The following is a 17,546-nucleotide window of genomic DNA, read 5'->3' as shown; positions in this document are numbered from 1 at the left end:
ATTATAGTATGATAAAAACACTATAAACAGTGAGGTGATAGCATGAACAACGAATATCCATACACCGCTGATGATGTCCTCGCGATGACGCGCAGCTACCTGTCAGAAGAGGACTATCAGTTTGTCGTCAAAAGCTATCAACTTGCAGAAAAAGCGCACGAGGGACAGTTCCGGAAAAATGGACTGCCTTATATTATGCATCCGATACAGGTCGCGGGTATACTCGCTGAGATGAAATTGGATGCACCGACGATTGTGGCAGGTTTTCTGCATGATGTAGTAGAAGACACGCCTTATACATATGATGATCTGGCTGAAATGTTCAATACGGAAGTCGCAGCGATTGTTGACGGTGTCACAAAGCTTGAGAAGGTCAAGTACCGGTCAAAAGCGGAGCAGCAGGCAGAGAATCACCGTAAGTTATTTATCGCGATTGCTAAGGATGTCCGTGTCATTCTTGTCAAACTGGCTGACCGATTACATAATATGCGTACGCTGAAGGCGATGTCTCATGAGAAACAGGTCCGTATTGCCAAGGAAACGCTTGAGATCTATGCACCGCTCGCTCATCGACTGGGTATCAATACGATTAAATGGGAGCTTGAAGATATCTCGCTTCGCTACATTGACAACATCCAGTATTTCCGTATCGTCCACCTGATGAAGAAGAAGCGCAGTGAGCGTGAGGAATATATTCATAATGCGATTGAGAATATCCAGCATGAGATGCAGATTACAGGAATTGCCGGTGAAATCACCGGTCGGCCGAAACATATCTACAGTATCTACCGCAAGATGGTCAAACAGAAGAAACAGTTTGATCAGATATTCGATCTGCTGGCGATCCGGGTTATCGTGGATTCCATCAAAGACTGTTATGCTGTGCTGGGTCTTGTCCATACGCTATGGAAACCGATGCCGGGTCGTTTCAAGGATTACATCGCCATGCCGAAGCCGAATATGTATCAGTCACTGCATACGACGGTCGTCGGTCCGAACGGAGACCCGCTTGAGATCCAGATCCGTACACAGGAGATGCATGAGATTGCTGAACACGGGGTCGCAGCACACTGGGCGTACAAAGAGGGCAGACAGCTGGTCAATCCTGATGAGGCGAAGTCGCTCAGCAAGATGGGCTGGATTGAAGAGATTGAGGAGGCTGACTCCACGTCGCTTGACGCAGAGGCATTTATGGAATCACTTAAATATGATCTGCAGAGTGATAAGGTCTATGTCTTTACACCGGAGAGCGATGTCGTAGAACTGCCGATTGGCGCAGTACCGATCGATTTCGCGTATGCGGTTCATAGTGAGGTCGGTAATAAGATGATCGGTGCAAAGGTCAACGGCAAGATTGTGCCGATTGATTTCGAACTTCATACGGGTGACATCATCGAAATCCGTACATCGAAACATTCGTATGGTCCAAGCCGCGACTGGCTGAAGATTGTCAAGTCTTCGAGCGCGAAAAGCAAGATACGCAGTTTCTTCAAGAAACAGGACCGTTCAAGCAATATCGAAAAAGGAAAGTTCATGATTGAAGCGGAAATAAAGGAACAGGGTTATCGTCTTGATGAAGTGCTGACGGAGGAGAATCTGAATGCGCTGAAGGAGAAATATAATTTCAGCCATGTAGATGATATGTACGCCGCAGTCGGTTTCGGCGGACTCACAGCCAGCAATATCGTAGTGAAGCTGTCTGAGAAGATCCGTATTAAAATGAAGGAACAGGCGCTTAATCAGGTGCAGGAGGTCAACCGTTCAGTTGCAGCAAAATCGCATATCGAGACAGAGTCCGGTGTCTACGTTGAAGGTATGGATAACATGCTGATCAAGCTGTCCAAGTGCTGCAATCCGATTCCTGGAGATGAGATTGTGGGCTATATCACTAAAGGTCACGGCGTCAAAGTGCATCGTACTGAATGTCCGAATATCAAGGATGAACAGGAGAGACTGATTGACGTCAACTGGGTGGCATCGAGCAACCAGAATCAGACCTATCAGGTCGACCTTGAAATCACGGCTTACGACCGCAATGGTCTTCTTAACGAAGTTCTCCACGCAGTCAATTCAACCAAGGTCTCTCTCGTTCATGTCCATGGTCGCGCTGACATCGATAAGAATGTGAGAATCAATATAGGAATTATGGTCAAAAATGTAGCGGAACTGCAGAAAGTAGTGGACCGTATCAAGCAGTTGAGTGATATTTATACGGTCAGCCGCATCTGGAATTAGAGGTGACTTATGAGGGTAGTCGTACAACGTGTCAGTCGTGCATCAGTCACGACAGAAGCGCATTTTGAAGCAATAGAACAAGGTTATCTGCTGCTGGTAGGTATCGGTGAGGATACTTCTGAAGAAGATCTGCCGGTTATGGCGAAGAAGTTAGCGGCAGCCCGGCTGTTTGAGGATAATGCGGGCAAGATGAACCTATCAATCAGGGATGTAGCGGGCAGCATTCTGTCCATTTCACAGTTCACATTATATGCAGACGTCAAAAAAGGAAACCGTCCGAGCTTTACACAAGCACGTCAGCCTGATGAAGCAGCAAAGATGTATGAAGCATTCAACGACTTTCTGCGCCAGGAAGGACTGGTCGTTAAAACGGGTGTCTTCGGTGCCGATATGACCGTTGAACTGGTGAATGACGGCCCTGTCACAATCGTCTATGACAGTCTGGATGGCAGAATTCAATGAAACGAAACAGACTTTACCTGCTGATCGCACTTCTGCTAGGCATTCTGCTCGCTGTGCTGATTTTCTTCTTCCTGACCCGGGACATATCAGACCCGACCTCATTACGGATGATTGAGAACGGCGAGCTGAGAACCGGTCCGCAGGCCTCTTATCCGGTCGTCTTCAAGGTTGATAAGGGAGAGCGGCTGAAGATTTATCAGCATGAAGGCAAATGGTATTTCGTCGGTAACCAGGATAAAAAGGGCTGGATTGCAGGCTGGCACACCAGCCTGAATATCAAGCCTGACGTCACTCCCGCTGCTGATCCATTTAAAGGAAAGACCATCATCATCGATCCGGGACACGGTGGGTCTGATCAGGGCGCCAGCAGCAGTAAAGGGACGCTGGAAAAAGATATCACCTTAAAAACGGCTCTGATGCTGCGCGATAAGCTGAAAAAAGAAGGTGCAAAGGTCATCATGACGAGAGAGACAGATCAGTTCATCAAGCTGGATGATCGTAAAGGGACGGGAGATGTCTTTATCAGTCTCCACAGTGATGCACTGGCAGATGCCACACCCCATGGACTGACCGTCTATTATAGTCATGATTCCCAGAAGGTACTGGCAGATACGCTGCACTTCTCAATCAAGAAGAAGACACTTCTATCTGACCGGGGCGTGCGCCGGGAGGACTTCCAGGTCATCCATCAGACTCAGATACCTGCAGTACTGCTTGAGCTCGGCTATATTAGTAACCCGACCGATGAAAAACTGATGAATGATAGAGTGCACCGGCAAATAGTGACGACATCGATTGTGGATGGTCTGAAGAATTACTTTATCTATTAGCTTGACTTTAATGCGGTGACGAAGTACTATGAATTTAACTGAAAAGCTATACCATTTGAGTCTATCAATGACAATCCGTTTATTTTCAGAGACATCTATCACGCTGAAATTAGATGATTAAACGGTTGTCTGTGAACAGTAGACAAGGTAGTTCTATGAAAGTAGAACCGTCTGACAAACGATACTTGTCCTTCGAGAGGATACTCCGGTATCAATTAGGGTGGCAACACGGTCAATTCGTCCCTTATGCATTATGCATAAGGGGCTTTTTTATATTTATAAGGAGGATTAACATGATAAATATACCTAAAGGCACACAGGATATTCTGCCTGAAGAAGCACCGAAATGGCAGTATATTGAGAACCAGCTTGCTGAAATCGCAAAAAGCTTTAACTATAAAGAGATTCGTACGCCTATTTTTGAAAGTACAGATTTGTTTTCGAGAGGTGTCGGTGACTCCACTGATATCGTCCAGAAAGAAATGTATACCTTCATGGATAAAGGGAACCGCAGTATGACGCTTCGTCCGGAGGGGACAGCGGCTGTCGTCAGAAGTTATATCGAGAACAAGATGCACGGGCATGCGAATCAGCCGGTGAAGCTGTTCTATAATGGACCGATGTTTCGCTATGAGCGCAAGCAGAAAGGACGATTCCGTCAGTTCGTGCAGTTCGGTGTAGAGGCGATCGGCGCTGAGAACCCGGCTGTCGATGCTGAAGTGCTCCATATGCTGTATCACATCTATTCCTCATTCGGTCTGAAGTCACTGAAACTGGTCATCAACTCAATCGGTGACGTGGAATCCCGTAAGGAATATAAGGAGGCGCTTGTGGAGCACTTCACACCACACATCGGCGATTTCTGTCAGGACTGTCAGAACCGACTGCATACGAATCCGATGCGTATTCTGGACTGCAAGGTGGACAGAGGGCAGCCGGCTATGAAATCAGCACCGAAGATCACGGACTATCTGAATGATTACTCCAGACAGTACTACGAAGAGGTGAAAGGCTATCTGGACGAGCTGGGCATCCCTTACGTTGAGGATGCCAGTCTGGTCCGCGGACTCGATTATTATACGCACACGGCCTTCGAGATGATGAGTGAGGCAGAAGGTTTCGGTGCCATTACAACGCTCTGCGGCGGCGGTCGTTATAACGGCTTACTCGAGATGCTGGATGGTCCAAATGAGACGGGAATCGGCTTTGCGCTCAGTATCGAACGGCTGTTACTCGCGCTTGAAGCGGAAGGAATTGAACTTGATACAGACGAACGACTCGATCTCTTTATTGTGACGATGCCGGAGACAATGCGCACTGCTGTCAAACTGATTGCTGACCTCCGCGAAGCGGGCATCCGGGCGGATATGGATTATCTGGACCGCAAAGTGAAGGCACAGATGAAGCAGGCAGACCGTCTGAGTGCAAGATATACATTTGTCCTTGGCAGTAATGAAATTGAAACAGGGACAGTGAGTCTTAAAGAGATGACATCAGGTGAAGTGACCGATGTCAGAATCGAAGAAATCGCAGCACATATGAAGGAGAGAAAATAATGAATAAACGTACAACATACTGTGGACTTGTCACAGAAGAATATATCGGGCATGAAGTCATTTTGAAAGGATGGGTGCAGAAACGCCGTGACCTCGGCGGACTCATTTTCATTGACCTGCGTGACCGCGAAGGCATCGTCCAGGTTGTCTTCAATCCGGATTTCTCTAAAGAGGCGCTTGAGACTGCAGAGGCATTACGTTCTGAGTATGTCGTAGAAGTACGCGGTAAAGTGACTGCACGTGACGAAGCGGTTGTGAATACTAAGATCAAGACAGGTAAAGTAGAAGTGCAGGTGACTGAGGTCAACGTCATCAATAAATCAGAGACACCGCCGTTCCAGATTGAATCGGAAGTGGATATCGCTGAAGATATCCGTCTGAAATATCGCTACCTGGATCTGCGCCGTGAACCCCTTGCACAGACGTTCCGGATGCGTCATCAGATCACACGCGCAGTCCGTAATTACCTGGACGAAGCAGGGTTCTACGAAGTGGAGACACCGGTCCTCACTAAATCAACACCGGAAGGCGCACGTGACTATCTTGTTCCTTCTCGTGTTCATGACGGCGAATTCTATGCACTGCCGCAGTCACCGCAGATCTTCAAGCAACTCCTCATGATCGGTGGCTTCGATAAATACTACCAGATCGTCAAATGTTTCCGTGACGAAGATCTGCGTGCAGACCGTCAGCCTGAATTCACGCAGATCGATGTTGAGATGAGCTTTGTTGACCAGGAAGACGTCATCGCGATGAACGAAGGTATGATGGCGCGCATCATGAAAGATGTGAAAGGCATCGATGTCCAGCTGCCTTTTCCGCGTATGACGTACGAGGAAGCGATGCGTGACTACGGTATTGATAAACCGGATACACGCTTTGATATGAAGCTGAAGACATTGAATGACTTAGCTCTGAAGATGGACTTCAAGGTCTTCAAGGAAGCAGTTGAAAACGGTGGCGCTGTCAAAGCGATGGTCATTAAAGAAGCGGCTGATAAATATTCACGTAAAGACATCGATGCGCTGCAGGACTTTGCTAAAATCTACGGTGCTAAAGGCCTTGCCTGGGTGAAAGTCACGGCAGAAGGGCTGAACGGTCCTATCGCTAAATTCTTTGATGAAGCTATCACTGATAAGCTGCTTAAAACAACTGCAGCGAATCCAGGTGACCTCGTATTATTTGTCGCTGATAAAATGAATGTCGTGAATGCGGCGCTTGCCAACTTACGTAATAAGCTCGGTAAGGAGCTCGGACTGATTGATGATAACCAGTTCAACTTCCTCTGGGTGACTGACTGGCCGCTCTTTGAGTATGATGAGGAAGCGGGACGTTACTTTGCGGCGCATCACCCGTTCACAGCACCTAAAGAAGAACATGTGGATATGCTGATTACAGACAAAGATAAAGTACAGGCGAATGCCTACGATATCGTCCTGAATGGCTACGAACTGGGCGGCGGTTCCATCCGTATCCATGATCAGGACATGCAGGCGAAAATGTTCGAAGCTTTAGGATTCTCGAAAGAAGAAGCAGAAGAGCAGTTCGGCTTCCTGATGAATGCATTTAAATTCGGTGCGCCTCCACATGGTGGCATTGCGCTTGGTCTCGACCGCATGGTGATGTTATTGTCAGGCCGTACCAACCTGCGTGATGTCATCGCATTTCCGAAGACAGCTTCAGCGACCTGTCTGCTGACAGATGCACCAAGTCCAGTAGATTCAGCACAGCTGGATGAGCTGAGTTTAAAACTCAATATGACAGAGTAGAAATAGTTGCATTATCTGCAGAAAGTGCTATTATATAGTCATAAGATGAATATCTGAAGAGTTCGACATTTGTTTTTCTATTTTGACCTAACACTTTTGATTAGGGAGCCAGATAGGTTTTCATGCTGAGCACACGCCTCTCCTGGAGGACGTGCAAGGTAAGAAACGGGGCACCCACCTGTATTTAGCAGGCCAAAATAATCAACTTTATAATGACGGCTCAGTTGGATATTATCGCAATACAGGACTTCGGTCCTGTATTTTTTTGTACATATATACGAGTGGTATGGTAGGATATAAGAACGAATATAATAGAAAGTATGTGAGTGTATGAAACATCAGTTTTCAAGAAATGAACTGGCTTATGGCAAGGAGGGCCTGGACTTACTGAACAGTATGACAGTTGCTGTGCTTGGTGTCGGTGGGGTCGGCTCATTTGCAGCAGAGGCTCTCGCCAGAACCAATATCGGTCATATCATTCTGATTGATAAAGATGATGTCGACATCACGAATGTCAACCGACAGCTGCACGCCCTGACGACTACTGTCGGTATGTCGAAAGTCACATTGATGGAAGAACGGATCAAGCTCATCAACCCTGACTGCAAAGTCACATCGATGCATATGTTCTATACAGAGGAGACTTATGAAGACTTGTTCAGTTATGACATCGACTATATCATTGATGCGTCTGATACGATCGTCTATAAGATCCATCTGATGAAGGAATGTCTGAAGCGCGGCATCAAGGTGATCTCCAGTATGGGAGCAGCCAACAAGACGGATCCGACACGGTTCAGGATTGCGGATATCTCCAAGACGCATACTGATCCGATGGCGAAAGTCATCCGGACACGACTGAAAAAAGAGCGGATCACAAAGGGGATTCCGGTCGTCTTCTCAGATGAGAGTCCGATCGTCATCCGTGAAGAGGTGAAGAGTTATGTCGGTAATCCGGACGCTGAAATCCGTAAAGCACAGATGCCGCCGTCCTCAAATGCCTTTGTGCCGAGTGTAGTCGGTCTGATCTGTGCGAGCTACGTCGTGAATGATATTCTGAAGGATATACCGGTGAGCCGGGTCAAAGATAAAGGACAGAAATAAGCCTGAACGACTTATTTTTACCTTATAATGATTACCGCAGCGCTCTTCAGAATACGGGATTCGCAGACTGAAAAAGAAGTGACCTCATTCTTGAGGTCACTTCTTTTTACGTTGATTGATATTGTCATAGATCTGCTTGAACTGCGCCTCAGATTTGCTCGTATCCTTAGGTTCATAATAACGGGCATTTTTCAGCTTGTCAGGCAGATACTGCTGCTCGACATAGCCTCCTTCGTAGTGATGAGGATATTTGTAGCCGACAGCATGACCCAGATCTTTCGCGCCCGTGTAATGACCATCCTTCAGATGCTTCGGAATATCGCCTGATTTTCCTTTTCTGATGTCGCTTAATGCGCTGTCAATCGCCGTGATCGCTGAATTTGATTTTGGACTCAGACAGAGTTCGATGACTGCCTGCGACAAAGGGATTCTTGCTTCCGGGAAACCGAGACGTTCAGCTGCCTCTATGGCTGACAGTGTACGGGAAGCTGCCTGCGGTGAGGCGAGACCGATATCCTCGAAGCTGATGACGAGTAGTCGGCGGGTGAGGGTCGGCAGGTCACCCCCTTCAATCAGTCGTGCCAGATAATGAAGCGCGGCATCCACATCGCTGCCGCGTATTGATTTCTGGAAGGCACTCATGATATCGTAGTGCTGATCGCCGTCCTTATCAAAGTTAAATGAAGGTTTCTGCAGGCAGTCCAGAGCGTCCTGTCTTGTGATATGGACAGGCTCAGGCGCTGATAGAACGGCGAGTTCAAGTGCATTCAGACTGGCACGGACATCACCGCCGGAAGCCTGAACGAAGTGATCGATTGCTTGTTCATCTACTGTGATATCCATCTTACCGAAACCACGCTCCTGATCATGAAGCGCACGCATAAGGGCCGTGCTGATATCATCAGGCGTCAACGGCTCCAGTTCAAAGATCTGTGTCCGTGACCGAATGGCAGGATTGATGGCATGATACGGATTGGAAGTCGTTGCCCCGATCAGAATGATTCGGCCGTTTTCGAGATGAGGCAGCAGGAAATCCTGTTTGGCTTTATCCAGACGATGGATTTCATCGAGGAGGAGAATCACCTGGCCTGACATCTTCGCTTCCTCTGCGATGATCTGCATATCCTTTTTCGTATCCGTCACGGCATTCAGCTGTCTGAACTTAGCATCCGTGGATCCGGCTATGGCGCGGGCGATACTGGTCTTACCCGTGCCGGGCGGTCCGTAAAGAATCATGGAGGACAGACGTCTGGCTGTGACCATTCTTCTGATGATGCCTTTCTCTCCGACAAGGTGTTCCTGTCCGATGACATCATCTATCGTTGTCGGTCGCATTCTATACGCTAATGGTTCCATAATGAGCCTCCTTTAATTAAATTTTACCTTATTTCGCTGCCAGATGTGATAGAATTGAATTCAATAGAAAAGGAGTCTACATGTATGAAAATTTCTACAAAAGGCCGCTACGGTCTCACGTTAATGATCAGCCTGGCCAGAAGATATGGCACGGATACTGTGTCTCTTAAGACCATCGCAGAAGAGAATGAGCTCAGTGACCTTTATCTTGAGCAGCTTGTCGGTCCGCTCCGAAATGCGGGACTCATCCGCAGTATTCGAGGTGCAAAAGGCGGCTATCAGCTGATGAAAGCCCCATCTGATATTACAGCAGGTGATATCATCCGCCTTCTGGAAGGTCCGATTACGCTGGTCGAAGCACTGGAGGACGAGCCACCGGCACAGCAGCAGTTATGGATCAAGATTCGTGATGCGGTCAAAGATGTGCTCGATGAGACGACGCTTGAAGATTTGATGAATTACCGCGAACAGAATGTCATTGAAGGATATATGTATTATATTTAAAGACGGCTCAGAAATTCTGAGCCGTTTTTAAGATGAGGTGATGTCCTTCAGTATCTTGTAGCTGCGTTTCTGTTTGTCGGCATCGTATATATAGGACACTGCGATGATTTCGTCTGCATTATATTCTTTCTGGAAGTCTTTCAGCTGCTGCTTGACTGATTCAGGCGAACCGAAAAGACCTGTCGCTGTTCGAGAAGTTGCCATCAGCCTCTCCTGCGGGCTCCAGATGGCATCTATATTGTGGGTCGGTGGCTGAAGCGGCTGCCGGGAGTTACGGATGATGCTCAGGAACATCATATGCATGCTTGATGCCAGAAACTCCGCCTCTTCATCCGTTTCGGCAGCGATGACATTCAGACCGACCATGACGTAAGGCTTCTCAAGGTATTCTGAAGGCGTAAAAAGATTGCGGTAGATGGCGATTGCTTCCCTCATCTGTTCCGGCGCAAAATGAGATGCAAAGACGTAGGGCAGGCCGAGACGTGCTGCAAGATGAGCAGAGTCCGTTGAAGAACCGAGGATATAGACCGGTACATTCGTATCCGTACCCGGGTAAGCCCGTACATACGATTGTCTGTTCTCCGGTCCGAAATACTGAAGAAGAGAAGCGACGTCATCCGGGAATGTGTGGACAGAGTCATGCTGGCTGCGGCGAAGGGCACTTGCTGTCATCATATCTGTGCCGGGCGCACGACCGAGTCCTAAGTTCAGACGATTCGGAAATAAGGTCTCCATCGTACCGAACTGTTCAGCTACAACGAGCGGCGCATGGTTCGGCAGCATGATACCGCCGGCCCCGACCTGGATGGATTCTGTATGATTCAGTACCTGGTTGATCAGAACAACCGTTGCTGAACTGGCCAAATTAGGCGTATTATGATGTTCTGCAATCCAAAAGCGGTTATAGCCGAGCGCCTCGACGTACTGAGCAAGGCTGACGACATTATCAATCGCCTGCTTCGCATCTTCACCGGCACGGATCGGCGCGAGATTCAGAACTGAAACAGGGATCTTGATATTGGACATTGAAAGACCTTCTTTCTGAGTGGTAGTAATCCTAGTTTAGCACTGTGATACAGAAGGACGGAATTAAATTGCCTGTGGGTTATGATGTTAACTGGAAATTAAAGCATTTATCTTCTTACTTAGCAAAGAAAATGGAAATTAATGATTTTATTTTCCGACTTCCGTGATGACTTGGAAGTTAGCAGATTTAATTTCCAGTTTGTTTATAATGAGGTGTATGGGTTCGTTCAGTTGGTACGTCCAGCAGTTCGTTTGAATGATTTTCTGGTCACTCAATAAATTCTTAAAGTAAGTTAATAAAGTTCTTCGGCTGATACGGTTCCCGATAAATTGTTCGATATGAAAAACCCGGAAAGTACTTGTCTGATTAAGGGCACAGTAAAACAGGATCTGATAATGAATGATTTCTTTCAGCTCAATTACCTGACTGCATCGTGTACAATACATCCGTTTTCTTTTACCCTCTAATGATGTCTGAAAGCAATAAGGACAGTGCATGGCTCGAATGCTTTCTGATGATGAATTCTGAGGACTGTAAAAAGGGGAGTCTATGATTTGTCCATCTAGAAATAGTTGCTTGAGATAAGGGTTTTTATAGTGACTATCAAACTGATTGATGATTGTTCCTAGTTTTCCCGGTCTGATTACCTGGTCGCTTTTCTGAAGACCATAAATCTGACTGTTAGGATTTGTCCAGACGATATATCCCTCAATACGAATAAAAATATTTCTTTTTTTAAGCCATTTATTTACTAAGCTTTTTGAACGTTCCAGTTGCTGTACAGGACTGCTACAGCTTTTTCCATCCATAAAATGCCACTGTCCTTTTATGATTTCATAATCATGCTGATGATGTTTCACTTCAAGAATAACCATCCTATCCCGGCAAACAACTAAAAAATCCAGCTGCAGGTAACTGCCTCCAACTTCCAGCAATATATCACGAATAACCTCATACCCCTCCAGCATTTTCTGCACTTGCTTCTCACCCACATCGCCTTTCCTCTCTTTATCCAGCTGCTTCATATCTACGGTCCCGCCTCTTGCATTCAGTAGTTCAAGTTCCATTAATTTTCGGTTCATCTTAACACCTCCACTCTATAATCGAACGAAATCGACAATTTACTCTTTTAATTTTTGTAAAGTTTCATAATGTGGTAATTTCACGCAATCGATGCTAATATAGAGTATTGAAAAAAGGAGGCTTCTCAAGATGGAAGTATATGCAGATTATTCAGCGACGACACCAGTAGCGCCTGCAGTGAGTGAGGCGATGATGAAGGTTTACCGCACACAGTACGGCAACCCCTCATCTATTCACCGTACCGGCCGGGCGGCACGTCATATTGTGGATAGCGCACGTCGAGACATCGCCCGGTTACTGAATGCGGAACCGAAGGAGATTCTCTTTACAAGCGGTGCGACTGAAGCCAATAATACGGCGATCAAGGGTGCTGCATATAAGCGTGAACATCTCGGACGACACCTGATCACAACACAGATTGAACATCATTCTGTCCTGTATGTCTTCCAGTATCTTGAGAAAAAAGGTTTTGAGGTCACTTACCTGCCGGTCAATCGGTACGGTGAAATCAGCCTCAACGACCTGAAACTGGCTCTCAGACCGGATACCATCCTTGTCTCCGTCATGTTCGGTAATAATGAAGTCGGTGCGATTCAGCGGGTTGATGAAATGGCTGAACTCCTTAAAAATCATCAGGCCTTTTTCCATACGGATGCCGTACAGACGGCGGGACACATGCCGATCGATGTCAAGGAACTTGGGATTGATATGCTGAGTCTGACGGCCCATAAGTTCTACGGACCCAAAGGAATCGGCCTGCTATACATCAGACAGGGAACAGAGCTTGAGTTCCAGCAGCTCGGTGGTGCGCAGGAGACAAAACGTCGTGCCGGCACTGAGAATGTGCCGCTGATTCAGGGCATGGCCACAGCGCTGAAGCTCGCGACTGAGCATATGGACGAACGCAATGTCCGACTCATGCAACTAAAAGAATACTTCTTGAACGCGCTGCAGGACCGTAACATTCCGTTTGAAATGAATGGCAATCGGAATATGCAGTTACCTCATATCACGAATCTTTATTTTCCGTTCAGCGATGTTGAAATCATGCTGACGTTGCTCGATATGGCAGGTGTTTTTGTCTCAAGCGGTTCAGCATGTACGGCAGGCTCTATCGAACCTTCTCATGTGCTGACAGCGATGTTCGGTGAGGATCCGCGTACGAAGCAGTCCGTTCGTTTCAGCTTCAGCTACAAGATGACCGAAGAAGAGATTGACTATATCGCCGATCAGCTCCTGAAAATATACGAAATGAATAAAGAAAGAAGCGAATAAAATGACAAATGACAAAACAAAAGTCGTCGTCGGTATGTCCGGCGGTGTCGACAGTTCCGTGACAGCGCTGCTTCTGAAGCAGCAGGGTTATGACGTCATCGGTATCTTCATGAAGAACTGGGATGATACGGACGAGAACGGGGTCTGTACGGCCACAACAGACTATGAGGATGTCATCGCAGTCTGTAACCAGATCGGCATCCCTTACTACGCTGTCAACTTCGAGAAAGAATATTGGGACAAGGTCTTCACTTATTTCCTTGATGAATATAAAAAAGGACGTACGCCGAACCCGGACGTGATGTGCAATAAGGAAATCAAGTTCAAGGCCTTCCTTGAGCACGCCCTGAAACTGGGGGCGGATTACGTTGCGACAGGTCACTATGCGCAGATCAGACGACATGATGACGGTCACGTTGAAATGCTGCGCGGCAATGACAGCAATAAAGACCAGACTTATTTCCTGAACCAGCTTACACAGGCCCAGCTCCAGCATGTCATGTTCCCACTCGGTCATCTGGAGAAACCGGAAGTCCGCCGGATCGCAGAGGAAAACAATCTTGCGACTGCAAAGAAAAAAGATTCGACCGGCATCTGTTTCATCGGTGAACGTAACTTCAAGGAGTTCCTCGGCCAGTATCTGCCGGCGCAGAGCGGTCGTATGACGACGCTTGACGGCATGGATATGGGTGAACACACAGGTCTTATGTACTATACGATCGGTCAGCGTCATGGCCTTGGTATCGGCGGAGACGGCGATCCGTGGTTTGTGGCAGGGAAGAACCTGGAGGAGAATGTTCTGTACGTTGAACAGGGCTTCCATCATGAATCACTCTACAGCGACTATCTGACGGCTTCTGACTTCAGCTTTGTGAATCCGGTTGATTTCAGTACGCCGCTTGAATGCACAGCCAAATTCAGATATCGTCAGCAGGACACAGCAGTCATCGTTGAAAAGATTTCTGAGACTGAGCTGAAAGTATCGTTCGCTGAACCTGTCCGTGCGATCACGCCCGGCCAGGCAGTCGTCTTCTATCGGGACGAGGTCTGTCTCGGCGGTGCAACGATTGATGAGGTCTATAAAAATTCAGGCCAGCTCACATATGTTGTATAAAGGAGACGAGAGTCTTCTTTTTTTGTTATAATGATTGGAAAATGGAGGGTACTATGAACGACGAACAATTAGTGGAATTGATTAGAAACAAACAGTATGACAAGGCACTTGGACTGCTCTTCAAGGCCATAGACATGGCGCCGGATGACGCGACACACTATATCAATGCCGGCACCATTCTGGCGGATGCCAATAAGACAGAAGAAGCGGAACGTTTCTTCCAGAAAGCCCTGACGCTGGATGAGACGCACGGCGGTGCTTACTATGGTCTGGCGAATATCTACTTCAATCAGGAACGCTATCAGGAGGCGGCGACACTCTACCGGAAGGCTGTCAGTCATCAGCTCCAGGATGCGGACACCTTCTATATGCTCGGGATGAGTTTCATCAATCTCGGTGATTTTAAGACGGCGATGCCTTACCTGATGCGCAGCTACGAGATGAATGCTGATGACCGGGAAGTGGCGTTCCAGTATGGACTCGTACTGTGTCAGCTGGAGATGTACCAGGAGGCAGTCAGAGTGCTGGATCATGTCCTGGCAACAGACCCCCAGCATACTGATGCACTCTACAATCTTGCGCTGGCAGCATATATGCTTGATTCAGATGCGGAAGCGGCACTCGTCAAGTTCCGCCGTATCGTCGAGATTCAGCCTGACCATCTGCTTGCAGGTCACGCCATCAATATGTTTGAACAACTGAAGGAGGAATAACCGTGGAAAATATGTCTTTATTCGAACAGTCCTTTATCAAAGGCACCATCGTCCGCATTATGTTTCAGAATGCGGACAACTTCTATACCGTGCTGAAAGTAGAGGTGCTCGAATCGAATGAAGACTTTGACGATGAGGCGACGGTTATCGGCTATCTGCCGCAGATTACTGAAGGGGACACCTATACATTTACAGGCAAGATAGTCGCACATGCCAAGTATGGTAAGCAGCTGTCCGCCGAGAAGTTCGCGAAAGATATGCCTCAGACAAAAGACGGAATCATCCATTATTTATCGAGTGATCTGTTCAAGGGAATCGGCAAAAAACTGGCTAAACAGATCGTCGATACGCTCGGTGAAGATGCGCTGACACAGATTATGAATGATAAAGAGGTTCTGACCCGTGTTCCAAAATTATCAAAAGAGAAGCAGGAAATGATCTATCAGACAGTCAGTGAGAACCAGGCGATCGAAAAAACGATGATCCGTCTGAACGAGTGGGGATTCGGTCCTCAGCTGGCGATGAAGATATTCCAGTTCTATAAAGAGGAAACGTTACCTGTCATCGAACAATCACCTTATCAGCTCGTCATGGATATTCAGGGCATCGGCTTCAACAAGGCGGATGAACTGGCTCGTAAGCTCGGCATAGAAGGCAGTCATCCCGAACGGCTGCGTGCCGCGCTTGTCTTCATGCTGGAACAGGCCTGTCTCCAGAATGGCCATACATATGTTGAGGACCAGGCCCTTCTTGAAGCAGCCTATAACATACTGACCGCTTCCCATGAAAATGTCGACTCAGGTCTTCTCCTCAATAAGCTGACAGAGCTGAGTGAGGAGAGGCTGGTTGTCAGTGACCGCAACCGCATCTACATGCCGAGCCTCTATTATGCAGAACTCAAGACGGTACAGGTTCTGCATCGTCTGACCGCTTCAAAGAATGAACTTAAAGCGTTTGAGCAGTCGGAGATCATGCTCGCAATCGGTGAGCTGGAGGAGGCATTTGACGTCACTTATGCTGATAAACAGCGGGAAGCCCTGGAGACGGCGATGAAGAGCAGGATGATGATTCTGTCCGGTGGTCCAGGTACAGGTAAGACGACTGTCATACGAGGCATCGTGAACCTCTATGCGGAACTGCACGGACTCAGTCTCGACTACAAGGACTATGAGGGAACCGATTTCCCTGTAGCGGTGGCCGCACCGACCGGCCGTGCATCAAAGCGTCTGTCAGAATCAACAGGTCTTGAAGCGACGACCATTCATAGATTGATCGGCTGGACACGCGAAAATAAACCGGATGATATTCTTGAGAACGACATCACGGCGAAGCTCGTCATTATCGATGAGATGTCAATGGTGGACACGTGGCTGATGTTCCAGCTGATGCGCGCTGTACCGAACGACTGTCAGCTTGTCTTTGTCGGTGACCAGGACCAGCTGCCGTCTGTCGGCCCCGGGCAGGTCTTCAGGGATCTGATTGACTCCGGAATCATGGCGCAGGTCGAACTCGCGGAAGTTTACCGTCAGCAGGAAGGGTCATCAATCATAGAACTTGCGCATCAGATCAAGAAGGGGCAGTCATTTGATATTGCGGCACGCTATAACGACCGGTCATTCATTCCCTGTTCAACCGACCAGATTCCAACTGTCATTAATCAGGTGGTCTCAAGAGCGGTTGATAAAGGCTATAATATGCGTGACATTCAGGTGCTTGCACCGATCTACAAAGGAAAGGCAGGCATTCGCTTTCTGAATAAGGAGCTCCAGCAGATTTTGAATCCGAAAGAAGATGACAAACGGGAACTGGAATTCGGAGATATCATCTACCGTGACGGTGACAAAGTGCTGCAGCTGGTCAATCGGCCGGAGGATAATGTCTTCAACGGCGACATCGGGGAGGTGGTCGGTATCTTCATGGCAGCCGAGAATGCCCTGAACAAAGATGTCGTCATCGTTGACTACGAGGGTAATGAAGTGACTTATACGAAGCAGGAACTGACTGAACTGACGCATGCCTACTGCTGCTCCATCCATAAATCTCAGGGGTCAGAGTTTCCGATTGTTATCATGCCGGTTGTACGTGCTTATTACCGGATGCTGCAGAAGAACATTCTTTATACCGGTCTCACCCGCGCGAAGCAGTCGCTGATCATCTGCGGTGAACGACAGGCGTTTGATGATGGGATCAAGCGGATGGGTCTTGAGCGGATGACTTCCTTTACGGAACATCTCCGCAGTTATTTTTTTGGTGAAGACGAAGATACAGATGCCGGGAATAATGAGATTGCAGTCGGTGAACTGACAGAAAGCAATATGCATCTGGTGGCACCGATGATCAATATGGACGGTATCACACCGTACGACTACGAAACAGTTGACGGGTGACCCGGAAATTCATATAATTTAGTTATTCAGTATAGGATGAGTAGGAGCAGGACTGAAATCGTAGAGACATACCGGCCGGTGAGAGGTATGCAGCACGCTCTGAAGGCTACTTATACAGTGTATTGAGAATA

The 17,546-nt window shown here is 47.7% G+C and carries 14 protein-coding genes and 1 other RNA gene; 12 read left to right on the top strand and 3 right to left on the bottom strand.

Annotated features, from left to right (window positions below; translation table 11 throughout):
- Positions 1–42 precede the first annotated feature (42 nt).
- The 7 genes from ERX40_RS04480 to ERX40_RS04450 all read left to right on the top strand — a co-directional run bounded on the left by ERX40_RS04480 (position 43) and on the right by ERX40_RS04450 (position 7,956).
- The gene (locus ERX40_RS04480; protein ID WP_133417294.1) at positions 43–2,235 is read left to right on the top strand and encodes a RelA/SpoT family protein; all 2,193 of its coding nucleotides are present in this window, start codon (positions 43–45) and stop codon (positions 2,233–2,235) included.
- Between the two features lie 9 nt (positions 2,236–2,244).
- The gene (dtd, locus tag ERX40_RS04475; RefSeq protein ID WP_133417293.1) at positions 2,245–2,697 is read left to right on the top strand and encodes a D-aminoacyl-tRNA deacylase; all 453 of its coding nucleotides are present in this window, start codon (positions 2,245–2,247) and stop codon (positions 2,695–2,697) included.
- On the top strand, positions 2,694–3,527 hold the full coding sequence (locus ERX40_RS04470; protein ID WP_133417292.1) for an N-acetylmuramoyl-L-alanine amidase family protein: 834 nt from the start codon (positions 2,694–2,696) through the stop codon (positions 3,525–3,527). The genes dtd and ERX40_RS04470 overlap by 4 nt, the downstream gene beginning before the upstream one ends.
- Positions 3,528–3,820: 293 nt before the next feature.
- A complete protein-coding gene (gene hisS / locus ERX40_RS04465; protein WP_133417291.1) occupies positions 3,821–5,083 on the top strand; it encodes a histidine--tRNA ligase in 1,263 nt (420 codons plus the stop codon).
- On the top strand, positions 5,083–6,852 hold the full coding sequence (aspS, locus tag ERX40_RS04460; protein ID WP_133417290.1) for an aspartate--tRNA ligase: 1,770 nt from the start codon (positions 5,083–5,085) through the stop codon (positions 6,850–6,852). The genes hisS and aspS overlap by 1 nt, the downstream gene beginning before the upstream one ends.
- 47 nt (positions 6,853–6,899) lie before the next feature.
- Positions 6,900–7,087: non-coding RNA, 6S RNA (ssrS, locus tag ERX40_RS04455), on the top strand.
- 95 nt (positions 7,088–7,182) lie between these two features.
- Positions 7,183–7,956: a tRNA threonylcarbamoyladenosine dehydratase gene (locus ERX40_RS04450; RefSeq protein WP_133417289.1), complete on the top strand. Its 774-nt coding sequence runs from the start codon at positions 7,183–7,185 to the stop codon at positions 7,954–7,956.
- Between the two features lie 96 nt (positions 7,957–8,052).
- Here the strand turns inward: ERX40_RS04450 and ERX40_RS04445 are convergent, their stop codons facing one another.
- Positions 8,053–9,312 (bottom strand): replication-associated recombination protein A, encoded by a 1,260-nt coding sequence (locus tag ERX40_RS04445; protein ID WP_133417288.1) that lies wholly within the window; start codon positions 9,310–9,312, stop codon positions 8,053–8,055.
- An 84-nt stretch (positions 9,313–9,396) separates the two neighbouring features.
- Between ERX40_RS04445 and cymR the strand changes: the two genes are divergently transcribed.
- Entirely contained in the window at positions 9,397–9,816 is a 420-nt protein-coding gene (cymR, locus tag ERX40_RS04440) for a cysteine metabolism transcriptional regulator CymR (protein WP_133417287.1), read from the top strand.
- Positions 9,817–9,843: 27 nt separating this feature from the next.
- On the opposite strand, the gene ERX40_RS04435 is transcribed toward cymR, so the two are convergent.
- Both ERX40_RS04435 and ERX40_RS04430 read right to left on the bottom strand, forming a co-directional pair.
- The gene (locus ERX40_RS04435; RefSeq protein WP_133417286.1) at positions 9,844–10,842 is read right to left on the bottom strand and encodes an LLM class flavin-dependent oxidoreductase; all 999 of its coding nucleotides are present in this window, start codon (positions 10,840–10,842) and stop codon (positions 9,844–9,846) included.
- A 147-nt stretch (positions 10,843–10,989) separates the two neighbouring features.
- Positions 10,990–11,925, bottom strand: a complete 936-nt coding sequence (locus tag ERX40_RS04430; protein WP_133417285.1) for a nuclease-related domain-containing protein — start codon at positions 11,923–11,925, stop codon at positions 10,990–10,992.
- A gap of 130 nt (positions 11,926–12,055) precedes the next feature.
- On the opposite strand from ERX40_RS04430, the gene ERX40_RS04425 reads away from it, so the two are divergent.
- From ERX40_RS04425 to recD2, 4 genes are read left to right on the top strand one after another with little or no spacing between them, the layout of a single operon-like run.
- Positions 12,056–13,201, top strand: coding sequence for a cysteine desulfurase family protein (locus ERX40_RS04425; RefSeq protein WP_133417284.1), 1,146 nt, complete (start codon positions 12,056–12,058; stop codon positions 13,199–13,201).
- A 1-nt stretch (position 13,202) separates the two neighbouring features.
- Positions 13,203–14,315 (top strand): tRNA 2-thiouridine(34) synthase MnmA, encoded by a 1,113-nt coding sequence (gene mnmA / locus ERX40_RS04420; RefSeq protein WP_133417283.1) that lies wholly within the window; start codon positions 13,203–13,205, stop codon positions 14,313–14,315.
- Positions 14,316–14,368: 53 nt separating this feature from the next.
- Positions 14,369–15,028, top strand: coding sequence for a tetratricopeptide repeat protein (locus ERX40_RS04415; protein ID WP_133417282.1), 660 nt, complete (start codon positions 14,369–14,371; stop codon positions 15,026–15,028).
- A gap of 2 nt (positions 15,029–15,030) precedes the next feature.
- Positions 15,031–17,415: an SF1B family DNA helicase RecD2 gene (gene recD2, locus ERX40_RS04410; RefSeq protein ID WP_133417281.1), complete on the top strand. Its 2,385-nt coding sequence runs from the start codon at positions 15,031–15,033 to the stop codon at positions 17,413–17,415.
- Positions 17,416–17,546 lie beyond the last annotated feature (131 nt).

Source organism: Macrococcus carouselicus (genome assembly GCF_004359515.1).
GTDB lineage: Bacteria > Bacillota > Bacilli > Staphylococcales > Staphylococcaceae > Macrococcus > Macrococcus carouselicus.
Note: the sequence above shows the minus strand (reverse complement) of the source record. Positions and strands in the feature narration are given on the sequence as shown.